Raw genomic sequence first — 13146 nt, 5'->3', positions numbered from 1 at the left:
TATCGCGAAAGTTATACTTTCATGATGTCTGCTTCTTTTACTTTCAAATGTTCATCACAAAGTTTAACATATTTGTCGGTAAGCACCTGAATTTCTGCTTCCACTCCTTTTACAACATCTTCAGAAACACCATCAAGCTTTTTAAGTTCCTTTAAACCGTCTTGTCTTGCATTTCTTATCACAATTTTAGTCTGTTCAGCTTCACTTTTAGCCTGTTTTGCCAAATCTCTTCTTCTTTCCTCCGTTAAAGGCGGTACATTAAGGATAATATTGATTCCGTTATTGGAAGGTGCAAAACCTAAATTTGAATTGATGATAGCTTTTTCAATATCATTAATTGCCTTTGCATCCCAAGGTTGAATAGAAATTGTCATCGCATCCGGAATAGAAACGTTTGCAACCTGGTTGATAGGAGTCATTGCTCCGTAATATTCTACCATCACATCCTGAACCATAGTTGTAGAAGCACGCCCTGCTCTAATTCTTTGAAATGCATGATCCAAATGCTTTACTGCTGCATCCATGTCCTGTTTTACAGATTCTAATATAAGATCTAATTCTTCCATTATATAATAAAAATTTGATAAATTACACATTATAATGAGGTTCAAGTTAAAAGAAATAAGTAAAAAGTTTAGTTACTTACAAACCTTATAACCTCTATTCTACTTGGCCTTTTCTACTTTTTACCTGGCTCTTTATTTACAAATCCACTAAAGTCCCCACATTCTCTCCATCAACAATTCTTTCCAAATTACCATCTTTATTCATATCGAATACGATAATTGGCAATTTATTTTCGTGGCTTAAAGTAAAAGCAGTCATGTCCATTACTTTAAGATTCTTAGCATAAACTTCGTCGAAAGATAATGAATTATATTTTACGGCGTTTTCATTTTTTTCAGGATCGCTGTCGTAGATTCCGTCCACTCTTGTTCCTTTTAAAATTACATCAGCACCAATTTCGATAGCTCTTAATGTAGCTGCCGTGTCAGTAGTAAAATATGGGTTGCCTGTTCCGGCCCCAAAAATAACTACTCTGCCTTTTTCAAGATGTCTTACCGCTCTTCTTTTGATGAAAGGTTCAGCTACTTTATCCATTTCTATAGCAGACTGAAGTCTTGTTTTAATTCCTGCATCCTCCAATGCACCTTGTAGAGCCATTCCGTTGATTACAGTTGCCAACATTCCCATATAGTCGCCCTGTACTCTATCCATTCCTTTCGCAGCTCCGGCTACTCCACGGAAAATATTTCCTCCTCCAATTACGATAGCGATTTCACACCCTTTATCAACCACTTTTTTGATCTCCGAAGCATACTCCTGCAGCCTTTCATTATCAATACCATATTGTCTGTTTCCCATTAAGGCTTCACCGCTAAGTTTTAGAAGGATTCTTTTATATTTCATCTTTTATTTTTAAGAGTTTATTTTAGAACCAAATTCTTTTAAATTTGATGGTGCAAATATAATCATTAAAAATATTGCAAAAAGAAAAATATTTAGGTGTAAATAATGTTCTAAATATTTTGATACATACGAAAAAGAATTATTTTTGCATTAATTATAAATTGAATTGAAGAAAGTTATCATTTTTTCATTATTTCTGTCAGGAATTGTTTCTTATGCACAAACAGGAACAAATGTTTATCCATTCTTAAATATTCCTGTATCTGCCAGACAAGCAGCTTTGGGAGGAGATGCAATTACGATAAGAGATTATGATGTTTCCTTTGCAATAGCAAATCCGGCATTACTCAATAAAGATTCAGATCAACAACTTTCCGTGAACGGAGCAGCTTATCTTGCTGATTCAAAATATGGAACCATTGCCTACGCCAAAGATTTTGAGAATGGTCATATGGCTACTATCAATGCCCGTTATATGAGTTATGGCAATATTCCCAGAACAGATGAAAGCGGTTTTGAAAATGGTGAGTTTTCAGCTTCAGATATAGCAATTGGAGCAGGATATGCTTATCAGTTTGAAGAAGACTGGACGATTGGAGGTGGGCTAAATTTTATCACTTCAAAAATTGATAATTACACCTCTTCTGCCATTTCAGGAACGGCAGGAATTACGTATCACAATAAAAAAAGCAAAGAAACCGTATCTGCGGTGGCGAGAAATTTCGGATATCAGTTCAAATCATTTAATGGAACAAGAGAAAATCTCCCTTTCAGAATAGATTTAGGATATACAAGGATTTTAAAGACGATTCCTTTAGCAGTTACGATTACGGCTCATGACATCCAGCAGTTTGATATCTCTTCTCAATATAATGTAGACGGCCAGGAAGTAAATATCGGAAGAAAGATTGCCGATCACTTTTCTATCGGAGCTGAACTTTTCCCGGAAAAAAGCTTCAATATAAGATTAGGATATAATGTAAAAAGAGGGAACGAATTGGCCGTTGCCGATCAGAGAAACTTTTCCGGTCTTTCAGGTGGTTTCGGAATTAAGCTTTCAAGATTCAGGATTGATTACGCTCATGTGAGATACCACAACTCTTCTAATGTCAATCAGATAGGAATTTCTGTAGACCTTACAAGCCATGCCGGATATTAATCAGCATTCGAAATTTTAAATATAAATATGAAGAAACCCTAAGAAAATCTCTTAGGGTTTCTTGCTTTTTAAGAAAATTTCTTGAAATTTGCGGTATGAAAAAACCTGTAATCGCAATTGATGGGTACTCATCTACCGGAAAAAGTTCAATATCCAAAGTTATTGCTGAACGACTTGGACTGATTCACTTAGATACGGGAGCCCTTTACAGAGGAGTAACCTGGTTTGCTCTTCAGAATTGCCTTAATGAAGATGGAACAATCAATTTGAACGAGCTCTTTTCTTCGTTTGATCAGATTGAATTGGAATTTAAAAATGTAGGAACTGAACTTGTTCTTTTTCTTAATCATATTGATATTTCCAAACCGATTAGAACCAATGAAGTCTCAGATAATGTAAGCTTGGTGGCAAAACAGAAAGAAGTCAGAGATTTTCTGTTACAATCTCAGCGTTCCTTAGCTGAAAAAGGGGGAGTTATTATGGATGGAAGAGATATAGGAACGGTGGTTCTTCCCAATGCAGATTACAAATTTTTTCTTACAGCAAGTATAGAAGAAAGAACTAAAAGAAGATATCAGGAACTTATAGGATTAGGAATACAGGCTGAAGAGCAGCAGGTAAAAGACAATCTGATTGAACGTGACAGAATAGACAGTGAAAGAGAAATTGCGCCATTAAGGCAGGCCGATGATGCCATTGTCATAGACAACAGTCTTCTTACTAAAGAACAGACCATAGAAAGTATACTGGCTTATATTCAGAAGATTTAACAATTTTTAATAGCCTTTTTCCTTCCTTTGGTATGTTAATTGTAATTATTTTTATCGTAAAAACTAATTTATTAACTATTAAAAAAACAAGAAATGTCTAGAAAAGGAAACAATACAGCTGGAATTTTAGCAGGACTTCTTGCAGGAGCTGCTGCAGGAGTTATTTTAGGAATGCTTTATGCTCCGGAAGAAGGTAAAGAAACAAGAAAGAAAATTAAAAATAAAGCAAATGATCTGAAAGATCAGGCTAAAAATAAGTACGGAGAAGTTTCTGAAAAGGTAAAAGATCAGTATAGCAGTATCTCGTCTACTTTTAAAGAAACAGCAAATAGTGTAGCTCATACTGTAAAGGATGGCTATGATAAATATAAAGATCAGATAGTTGCTAAAACTACAGATGTTGTAAAAGATGTAGAAGCAGAATTGAATGATCTGAAATCATAAATAATTTATTTTTTGAGTAAATTATAAGAAGGAACTTTGTGAACTAAAGTTCCTTTTTTTGTAACTTTAAACAAAAACAATGATAGAAACTATTAAAGAATATGCATCGAAAAGGATAGATCTGCTGAAACTGGAAGCTACGGAGAAATCTTCGCTTTCCGCGGGTATTATTACTTATCTTGTCATCATGCTGGTTGCTTTTGCATTTTTCATTATTCTTTTTAATTTTGGAATAGCATTTCTTATAGGAAAAGCACTGGATAATACTTCTTACGGTTTTTTAATTGTTGCTGCATTTTATTTTGTTATTATGATCTTCATTGCAGTTTTCAAACAAAAAATAGTATATTCTGTAGCAGATAAGGTAATAAAATTTTTAAATCATTAGACCATGAGTGCAAAATATGAGAGCATACAGGAGTTAAGAATCAAGAAAAAATTATTAAAAAACGAAATTAATGATTTAGAAGGACTATTAACTTTTAAAAATACAAAAGAAAGTTTAAGTGCATTTACGAACGGACTTACGGATCAGTATCTGCAGGAGAAAGTAGATGAAGATGGAGATGAGAAAATCGTTTTAAGAAAAGATGTAATTGCCAAGCAACTTGCTACTGAAGTGAAAGATGTATTTATGAATAAGAATACAGCTTTAGGAATTGCTACTTCTGCATTTAAAGGAAACGCTTTGGATAGTGTGGTAAAACTGGGAGTAACCGCTCTTGTAGGAAATTACGCAAAAAAGAATATGGGAAGTTCCAATTGGAAGAAAAAATTAATAGGTGCGGCTCTAATCTATATTGCTCCTATTGCATTAAAAATGGTAAGAAAAAAACTGGAAGAATACCAGAAAAATAAAAGTGTTTCAAGTCTGGAACAGTTGATTTAAAAAAGAGGTCAGAAATGCTATTTTCTGACCTCTTTTTTATTTTGAGAATAATTGACCTAAAATAATTCCTGCAGCCATAGAGACATTCAGACTTTCCGTAGACTGAGATTTTCCGAATCTTGGAATAGTGATGTTTTTTTGAAGTAATTTTTCGGTTTCCGGGCGCATCCCGTTTCCTTCATTTCCTAAAATTAAATTTAAATGTTCAGGTTTTTCAAAAGTATAAAGGTTCTCTCCTATCATATCTGTTCCTACGTTGATGTTTTTGGTATTGGAAAGGTATGGTGTAAGAGCGGTATAAACAACATTCACTCTCGTAAATGAGCCCATTGTAGCCTGGATTACCTTAGGATTATAAAAATCTACCGTATCCTCACTGCAAATGATCTGTTCTATCCCAAACCAATCTGCTAAACGGATAATGGTTCCTAAATTGCCTGGATCCTGAATACCATCTAAAACCAGCTGAATTTTTTGATCTTTTATTTCATTTTGCTCTTCATTCAGATAACAAACAGCTACAGAATCTTTAGGATTCATCAGAAAACTTATTTTTTTCAATTCATTTTCAGAGATATGAGTAACAGGGACATTGACGTGGTCTAATTTTTGCGGATCGGTAGAGAATATTTCTTTAATTTTAAAGTTAGAATTGAAGAGTTCTCGAATGGTTTTATTACCTTCAACCAAAAACAAATTGTATTTTTGTCTGAACTTCTTTTTATCTAAAGACTGTAAAATTTTTATTGTATGAGCTGTAAGCATTTTATGAATTCTCCTCAAAAATATTATAAAATTATATCATTTGCAACATTTGTAGGGTTGCTTTATGCTTGTAGTACCACCAAAAAAGTTCCGGATGGAGAATATTTGCTTACTAAAAATTCATTTGAGTTTGAAGATGAAAAACAGCCTTTTGATAGTGAATTAAAGGGATATGTACAGCAAAAGCCTAATAAAAAGCAGTTTCTTTTTATGCCGTTGAGTTTATGGCTGTATAATGCTGCTGATCCGAAATATGACGAGTTTTTTAATGAATATATGAGTTATCCCAATGAAATGAGAAATCAAAAACTCAGAGATTCTCTTTTCTTGAAATATGATATGAAAAGCAGTGTCGGGAAAAGCTTATTTTGGGATAGATTATATCATAAATGGGGATCTGCGCCCGTAATTTTAGATCCTACAAAAACGGAAAAAGGAGCGGAATCCATTGAAAACAGAATGGGATACAGAGGATATTGGGATGCAAAAGTGAACTTTAAAAATGTAACTGACTCCACTTCCAAAAAGGCTCAGACAATCTATTATATTAAACATAATGATCCTACATTCATTAAAGAATATTACTATAACATTCCTGATCCGGGAATAAAAGCAAATTATCAGCTGAATATAAATAAAAGCCTTATCAGATCAGGACAAATTCTTGACCAGACCATATTGGAAAAGGAAGTCAATAGGATTAATGATCTAATGAGAAGTCAGGGATATTATAAATTTAATGTTTCGGGAGAAGAAGTCAGCTTTGTAGCAGACTCTTTGAAGAGCACTAAAAATGTACCTTTAACCTTGGAAATTCATAAAGATTCTGTAAATACACCTTATAAAATTGCAACTATAGGAAATGTAGATGTAGCCATCGTAGACAGAATGAGCGATTTTCCCAAGAATACAAAAAAAGACAGTTTACGAAGAATAAGATTTCATAAAATAAATGAGCAGTATAAAACTCCTGCATTATGGAGATCAATTATTGTAGCCCCGAAGTCTATTTATGATCAGAAACAGCTTGATGTAACAAAAAGGAATATCCTGTCAATGAACAACTTCAGTATTCTGAAAGCGAAGGATTCCTTAAGGCGTGGTGGCGGAACTGCTCCGAATGATAGTATAGTTGATGTTCTGTATGTTTTAAAACCACTTGACAAATATGATATAAAAGTAGCTACAGACGTTAATTATTCACCGATTTTGAATTTTGGGGTTGCCCCATCTGTAGATTTAACCACCCGGAATGTTTTTGGAGGAGCAGAAAACTTATCGACCAGTGTGGCAGGAACTTTCGGTTCGGTTAAAAATCCTAAAAACCTGGATAAAAGAATTTTAGCTTATGAATTGACGGCCCAGGTTGCTCTTAATTTCCCCAGATTGTTACTTCCTTTCAATTATTACAAGCTGATTCCTAAACGTTACACTCCTACTACTTCTATTCTTTTAGGATCATCTATTCAGAATAATATTGGATTGGGTAGAATCAACTTTAATACAGGGCTTAATTATGCAGCCAATGTGAATGACAGGGTTACCCATAAACTGACATTATTTAATCTGCAATTGAGTTTAACCAAGAATAAAAGTGCTTATTACGATTACTTCGTAAATGATGCCATAATCAGAGACGAAGTATTTAAGGATTACTTTTTATTTGACCCCGATACTAAACAAAAGTATGATAATGGCTTACTTTCAGGGGATGAAGTTTCGGGAATGATCATTAATAATAACGACTATAAAAACAGTCTTGGTACAGAGCAGGCAAATAATCTGAACAGCTTCCATCAGTCTTTGATCAATAAAGACAGACAGACACAGGATGTGATCATTTCTTCAATGATTTATAATTTTATTTATAATGAAATTGCAAAAAAAGACTATGAGAATCCATTCTATTTTAATGGGAAGGTAGAATTGGCAGGTAACATTCCTAGTATTTTTAACCAGAAAAGAGAAGAAAGTGTTGTGGCATCCAACCCTCAACGCACCATATTTGGAGTACCTTACTCTCAATTTGTAAAATTTGATTTTGATATAAGAAAATATTTCAAGTTTGGAGAGCAAACATTGGTACTAAGACAATTTGTAGGAATAGGAATTCCTTATGGAAACTCTTCTTCAATGCCGGTGATTCGTTCATATATTAACGGAGGTCCGAATGATATCAGAGCCTGGACTGTTTTCGGAGGTTTAGGACCTGCAGATTCTCAGGTGGATGAAAAAGTACGTACTTACGTTATGGATAACCTGAAACTGACTACCAATATAGAATACCGGGTTCCTTTTAATGATATGTATGAAGGAGCTGTTTTTACCGATATCGGTAACATCTGGAGTCTAAGAGATAACGGATTTAATGATCAGTTTAAGTTCAATAAATTTTTGGGACAGGTTGGTGTAGGTAGCGGTGTCGGGATAAGGCTAAATATCGCTTATATCAAACTTAGATTTGACTTTGCCTACAAAATTTATGATCCGAATAAACCTCAGGGAGAAAAATGGAGATTTAAGGAATTTAACCCTTTGAAGCCTACATTTAATATTGGTTTCGGGTATCCTTTCTAATCCGGAGAGATTCCTAAAATATAATATACTACAGCAGCCGTTCGAGCGAAAACCTCTCTAAACTGGTTTCTGTAGTAGCTTTCCGGCTTATTTACATCCTGAGCATCAAATCCCAGTGCATTCATATTATTATTTCTTGCAAAAAATAAAGCACGAAGGTTATGAAAGCCCTGTGACACAATGATTACATGTTTGCCTTTATAAACATTTTTACAGCGTAAAATACTTTTGTAAGTGTTGAATCCTTTAGGGTCTTCGATAATAATTTCTTCAGGAACCCCCTCTTCGTATACCAGATAATTTTTCATAGCACCAGGTTCATTATATCCTTTACTTTTTTCTCCACTTACGATTATTTTCTTTATTTTACCATGATGATAAAGTAAAGCCGCCGCATCCATTCTTTTCGTAAAATACGGATTGGAAACTCCTGATCTCATCTTAGGTGAAGTTCCCAATACTAGAGCGATTTCCCTTGGTGGTATTTTGGAAATTTTGGTGTACGTTCTTCCGTTGGTAAGAGCAAAAACCCAGGCATTCGCTAAAATAATCAATAAAACACCAAGTTCTATTGACGCAACAAAAAGTTTATATATGTTTTTTAAAATTCTCAACTAAAATCAAAGTTAAGCTTTATTTTTTTACTTTTAGCAATAGACATACAGGCTAAAATATGCCCTTTTTCTTCTTCCTTTTCCGTTAAATATTCGTTCTCAAGCAGTTCAACTTCTCCTTCTTCCAAAATACATTCGCAGCTTCCGCAGATTCCCGATTTACAGGAATAAGGTACAGGGAATTTCTGAATAAGCAACTGCTGCAGAATCTTTTCTTTATTGGTAGGGAGTTCAGTTTCATATTTTTGTCCTAATATTTTGAATTCCATTTCTACATTTTCGATAAGCGGAAACTCTTTTTCTACAGGATAAATATCGTCATTAAACTCTTCGAAAAGTTCAAAATGAATATTTTTTTTCGGAATCCCGTGATGATAACAGGCATTGGCTAAGGTTTTAATCATCTCTCCCTTTCCACAGATCAAAACATCATCTACGGCATCCCAAATCGTTGATTCTTCATCTGTATCATCCAAATGCAGAATTTGATTAATAATTAAGGCTAATTTCTTTTCATCCAGTCTTCCATAAAAAAAGCTGTTAGAAGTTTTTTCCTGTGAGAAAAAATAGAAAATCTGTAGCCTGTCACCACAAGTTCTGGCCAGACTGTCCAATTGTTCCCTGTAAATTAAATCTTCCGAACTTTTATTTCCAAAAAATAAAAATAACCTTGTTCTGGGCTCATTATGAAGAATATTCTTGAAATGACTTAAAATTGGGGTAATCCCTATTCCGGCAGCAAAACCGACAATTGTTCTGAACTCACTGGGTTTAGAAACCAATGTAAATCTTCCACTTGGTTCGCTTACCAGCAATTCATCACCTACATTATAGTTTTGGAATAATTGAGAAGTTGCCCCATTGGGAGAATTTACTTTTATTCCTAAAGATATTTTTTCCTCATAAGGTGCAGAAGTCATTGAATAATCATTAATAACATCCTCGCCATGAGACTGAAATTTTAAGCTCACAAACTGTCCTGCTTCAAACTTAAAATTTGCTTTTAAATTCTCGGGAATTTCAAACTCCAGAGAGAAAGTATTTTTGGTAAGTTCTACCTTTTTCGCTATTTTTAACCAATGAAACTGTGTCAGTTTCCCCTTATAGATTTGTTGTTCCATACTTCAATATCAAAAATAGATAAAAAATAATTTATGAAGAAGATAATTTTATCCACGCTTGTTCTATTTGCTTTGGCAAGCTGCAAAAAGGAAAGTCAGAAAAATGATGAAACTGCTATGGTAACAGATTCTATTTCAGCTCCAGAACCAGCTTCTGCGGTTGCTCCATTGAAAATGCTTACACTGGATAAAGTTTCAGAATATTTAAACAAAAAAAATGATACATTATACGTAACCAATTTTTTTGCCACTTGGTGCGGACCTTGTGTGAAAGAAATACCACATTTTAAAAATAAGATCGACGAATTAAAAGGAAAACCAATAAAAATTACCTTTATAAGCTTAGACCAGAAAGAAGCATGGAATACAGAAGTTCCCCGTTTTGTAGCTGAACATGGAATTCAGGATCATACAGTTCTTGTGGATGGACAGCTTATGGACGGAAATTTCTTCAAAAATAATTTTAAGCAGTGGACTGGCAATGCTATTCCTTTTACATTTATGAGAAAAGGTGAAAAGACTGATGAAACATTAGGAATGATCAGTGAAGAACAATTAAACGAGAAGATCAATTCTTTATTAAAATAAAACTTTAGACTTTTATAATGTCCAATAAGTTTAAGATCCTGTGTTTAATTTTAATAGTCGCAATTGTATTAACCGCGATCATCAATCTTAACACAGGATTTTTAAGTTTACATCTCCATGATTTTTTTCAGGATTCGGCCAATAGCCAAATTGCAGAAATCCGAGTCAATCGGGTATTGGTAATGCTTTTGGCTGGAATTTCCATTCCTACTTCAGGATTTCTGATGCAAGAATATTTTCAGAATCCTTTAGCAGGGCCGGATATTTTGGGAATCACTTCAGTAGCAAGTTTATCCGTCGCTTTTTATATCTTTTTTTCACATGACATTCTTATTCCTGAATTTCTTCAAAACAGTTTTTTAAGTTTAGCCGCAATTGGAGGAAGTTTATTATTGATGCTGATCTTATTATCAATGTCTAATAAATTTCAGGATAAATCATATCTCATTATATTTGGGTTTCTGATTTCGGCTTTTGCAGGAGCTATAGTTTCTCTGCTTCAGTTTTATGCTGAAAATCAAAGTTTAAAAAACTATATTTTATGGTCTTTCGGAGCTAATAATATGGTTACAAGAAATCAGATCTATGTGTTATCTGTTTTAGTATTGTTTGGCTTATTTGTATGTTTTAAAAGCATAAAACCCTTAATTGGGAATTCATTAGGCAGTTCATATGCACAAAGTTTAGGAGTCAATTTGAATCAGTTGAAAATATTCATCATTGTTGCTTCTTCATTGCTTTCGGCATCAGTCACAGCTTTTTTAGGTCCTATTTTATTTATAGGAATTATTGTTCCCCATTTTTGTAGATTAATTTATAATCCTGCTAAACTTTGGCAACAATGGATTTTAAATATGTTTTTAGGAATGCTGATTATGTTGTTCTTTTCCATTATTGCAGAAAAAACACAGATTCCTTTAAATGTAATAAGCTCCGTTTTCGGAATTCCTGTAATTTTGATGATGCTTTTAAGACAGAATAAAGTATGAAAGTTAATTTTGAATGAGTAAATTGTTAATTTTAAAATCTCTCGCTGATTTGGCAGATTGTGCAAATGATTGAGAATAATTTTTATTATTAAATTTAAAACGCTCAGTTTGTCATTCCACAGGAATCTAAACTAATTTTGTAGAGATGCTTCCAGCATTGACAAACTAAATGCAAAATTTAAACATATAATTTAGCAACAGAATAAAAATCTGCGTAATCTCCAAAATTTGCGAGAAATAAAAAAGAAAATGCATCTAAAAATCAACCAAGCAAAAATAGGCTACAACAAAACCTTAATTTCAAACGCAGACGCTCATTTGAATTTGGGAGAGGTATGCTTGTTAATTGGCAATAATGGTGTGGGAAAAACTACTTTAATCAAATCTATTTTACATCAGATTCCACTTTTAAACGGAGAGATTTCTATCAATAATAAAAATGTAAAAAGTCTTTCTGTTAAAGAAATTGCTGAAAATATAGCAGTTGTTTTTTCGAAATCTATTGTTCCGCAGAATTACACGGTTGAAGATTTGATCTCTTTAGGAAAATATATCTATTATCCGTTTTATTTTGAGCTCAGTAAAAAAGACCGGGAAGAAGTTTTTCATATTATCGAAAAGCTTGATCTGGTACAGTACAAAAACACATTACTTAAGAACCTTTCAGACGGTAATCTTCAGAAAGCTTTTATTGGAAGAGCTTTAACGCAGAATTCTTCGGTTATTATTCTGGATGAACCTACAACACATTTAGACGAAAAAAATAAGATTATTATTCTCAAAACGCTTCGGAAATTAGCTCAGGAACAGAATAAATTAATCCTCTTCTCTTCTCACGACTGGCGTTTGGCGAAGGAGTTTGCAGACAAAATCTGGTATATTAAAGACGGACATTTATACTCAGGAGTTGTTGAGGATATTTTGCTGCAGCATGAAGAATTGACGAACGCTTCTCTATTTCAAATTAACGATCAGTTTGTGGCTCCGAAAATCATTGCCCCTGATTTTTATAAAGAAATGTTGTATTCTTTACTTCAAAAAAACTTTCAAAAAGATCTTTCGGCTCTAAATTTTGAATTTCAAAACAACTTTTGGTTGATTTCCGGTAGCTCATTACAATGTCAATGCGAATCTTTCCAGGAAATCGTTAATTTCGTGAAAACCATTTACTAATCTCCCTTTTTCTTTATAAAATCCATATGTTATGCATGCATAGTATTATGCTTGTCATACAATTTAACCCTTTTATTTTCAGTGCATTAACAAATTTTAACGTTAATAAATATTATGCATGCATAATATTTGCTAAATTTGGGTAAAACCATTACAAAAAAATATTGATGGATAATAAGGATAAAATAGAAAATGTAGACTTAATTTTAAAACAGACCTGGTTAGCTGTTTCTAAAATGTACACAGAATTGGCCCAAGAGCATGATTCTACGGCTGTACAAGCCCTTACTCTTCTTAAAATAGATCCTAAAGAAGGAACAAGAAGTACGAATCTGGGTCCTAAAATGGCTATTGAACCAACTTCTCTTACAAGAATTATCAAACTTTTGGAAGACAACGGATATATCTATAAGGAAAAAACAACTACTGATAAGCGTGAAGTTATTATTAAACTTACAGATAAAGGTCTTAATTCCAGAAATATATCTAAAGAGGTTGTTGTAAACTTTAATAAAAGAGTGATGGAAAAGATTTCGCCGGAAAAAATGGAAACATTTAAAGAAGTAATGTGTGAAATCATGAAAATAGCCACGGACTTAAACAACAGGAAATAAATTTTACGTCATGTCATTCAGACGAAGGAAGAA

15 protein-coding genes are annotated in these 13146 nt (G+C 33.4%); 10 read left to right on the top strand and 5 right to left on the bottom strand.

What is annotated here, in order from left to right; all coding sequences use genetic code 11:
* Window positions 1–11: 11 nt before the first annotated feature.
* Together frr and pyrH are read right to left on the bottom strand one after the other, a co-directional pair.
* Window positions 12–566 carry a ribosome recycling factor gene (gene frr, locus CLV73_RS04090; protein WP_100375592.1) on the bottom strand — a complete coding sequence of 185 codons (555 nt, stop codon included), beginning with the start codon at window positions 564–566 and terminating at the stop codon, window positions 12–14.
* A gap of 136 nt (window positions 567–702) precedes the next feature.
* Window positions 703–1410, bottom strand: coding sequence for a UMP kinase (gene pyrH, locus CLV73_RS04085; protein ID WP_100375591.1), 708 nt, complete (start codon window positions 1408–1410; stop codon window positions 703–705).
* Between the two features lie 166 nt (window positions 1411–1576).
* On the opposite strand from pyrH, the gene porQ reads away from it, so the two are divergent.
* From porQ to CLV73_RS04060, 5 genes are all read left to right on the top strand, one after another.
* Window positions 1577–2569, top strand: coding sequence for a type IX secretion system protein PorQ (gene porQ, locus CLV73_RS04080; protein ID WP_100375590.1), 993 nt, complete (start codon window positions 1577–1579; stop codon window positions 2567–2569).
* Window positions 2570–2664: 95 nt separating this feature from the next.
* The gene (gene cmk / locus CLV73_RS04075) at window positions 2665–3339 is read left to right on the top strand and encodes a (d)CMP kinase (RefSeq protein ID WP_100375589.1); all 675 of its coding nucleotides are present in this window, start codon (window positions 2665–2667) and stop codon (window positions 3337–3339) included.
* Between the two features lie 93 nt (window positions 3340–3432).
* Window positions 3433–3783: a YtxH domain-containing protein gene (locus CLV73_RS04070; RefSeq protein ID WP_100375588.1), complete on the top strand. Its 351-nt coding sequence runs from the start codon at window positions 3433–3435 to the stop codon at window positions 3781–3783.
* A gap of 79 nt (window positions 3784–3862) precedes the next feature.
* Entirely contained in the window at window positions 3863–4171 is a 309-nt protein-coding gene (locus CLV73_RS04065; RefSeq protein ID WP_100375587.1) for a phage holin family protein, read from the top strand.
* 3 nt (window positions 4172–4174) lie between these two features.
* A complete protein-coding gene (locus CLV73_RS04060; protein WP_100375586.1) occupies window positions 4175–4672 on the top strand; it encodes a phosphoribosyl-ATP pyrophosphatase in 498 nt (165 codons plus the stop codon).
* A gap of 36 nt (window positions 4673–4708) precedes the next feature.
* Here the strand turns inward: CLV73_RS04060 and CLV73_RS04055 are convergent, their stop codons facing one another.
* Window positions 4709–5437, bottom strand: coding sequence for a TrmH family RNA methyltransferase (locus CLV73_RS04055; RefSeq protein ID WP_100375585.1), 729 nt, complete (start codon window positions 5435–5437; stop codon window positions 4709–4711).
* On the opposite strand from CLV73_RS04055, the gene tamL reads away from it, so the two are divergent.
* The gene (gene tamL, locus CLV73_RS04050; RefSeq protein WP_100375584.1) at window positions 5423–8014 is read left to right on the top strand and encodes a translocation and assembly module lipoprotein TamL; all 2592 of its coding nucleotides are present in this window, start codon (window positions 5423–5425) and stop codon (window positions 8012–8014) included. The genes CLV73_RS04055 and tamL overlap by 15 nt on opposite strands.
* On the opposite strand, the gene CLV73_RS04045 is transcribed toward tamL, so the two are convergent.
* Both CLV73_RS04045 and CLV73_RS04040 read right to left on the bottom strand, forming a co-directional pair.
* Complete coding sequence (locus tag CLV73_RS04045) at window positions 8011–8628, bottom strand: SanA/YdcF family protein (protein ID WP_100375583.1); 618 nt, start codon at window positions 8626–8628, stop codon at window positions 8011–8013. The genes tamL and CLV73_RS04045 overlap by 4 nt on opposite strands.
* Window positions 8625–9749 (bottom strand): ferredoxin--NADP reductase, encoded by a 1125-nt coding sequence (locus CLV73_RS04040; RefSeq protein WP_100375582.1) that lies wholly within the window; start codon window positions 9747–9749, stop codon window positions 8625–8627. The genes CLV73_RS04045 and CLV73_RS04040 overlap by 4 nt, the downstream gene beginning before the upstream one ends.
* 33 nt (window positions 9750–9782) lie before the next feature.
* Here CLV73_RS04040 and CLV73_RS04035 point away from each other — a divergent pair, with 33 nt between their 5' ends.
* From CLV73_RS04035 to CLV73_RS04020, 4 genes are all read left to right on the top strand, one after another.
* On the top strand, window positions 9783–10337 hold the full coding sequence (locus CLV73_RS04035; RefSeq protein ID WP_100375581.1) for a TlpA family protein disulfide reductase: 555 nt from the start codon (window positions 9783–9785) through the stop codon (window positions 10335–10337).
* A gap of 17 nt (window positions 10338–10354) precedes the next feature.
* Window positions 10355–11326 (top strand): iron ABC transporter permease, encoded by a 972-nt coding sequence (locus CLV73_RS04030; protein WP_100375580.1) that lies wholly within the window; start codon window positions 10355–10357, stop codon window positions 11324–11326.
* 249 nt (window positions 11327–11575) lie between these two features.
* A complete protein-coding gene (locus CLV73_RS04025) occupies window positions 11576–12499 on the top strand; it encodes an ABC transporter ATP-binding protein (RefSeq protein ID WP_100375579.1) in 924 nt (307 codons plus the stop codon).
* Window positions 12500–12666: 167 nt separating this feature from the next.
* On the top strand, window positions 12667–13113 hold the full coding sequence (locus tag CLV73_RS04020) for a MarR family winged helix-turn-helix transcriptional regulator (protein WP_100375578.1): 447 nt from the start codon (window positions 12667–12669) through the stop codon (window positions 13111–13113).
* The last annotated feature ends 33 nt before the right edge of the window (window positions 13114–13146 follow it).

Source organism: Chryseobacterium geocarposphaerae (assembly GCF_002797535.1).
In the GTDB taxonomy this organism is placed as follows: domain Bacteria; phylum Bacteroidota; class Bacteroidia; order Flavobacteriales; family Weeksellaceae; genus Chryseobacterium; species Chryseobacterium geocarposphaerae.
This window is presented reverse-complemented; position numbering and strand designations above follow the sequence as displayed.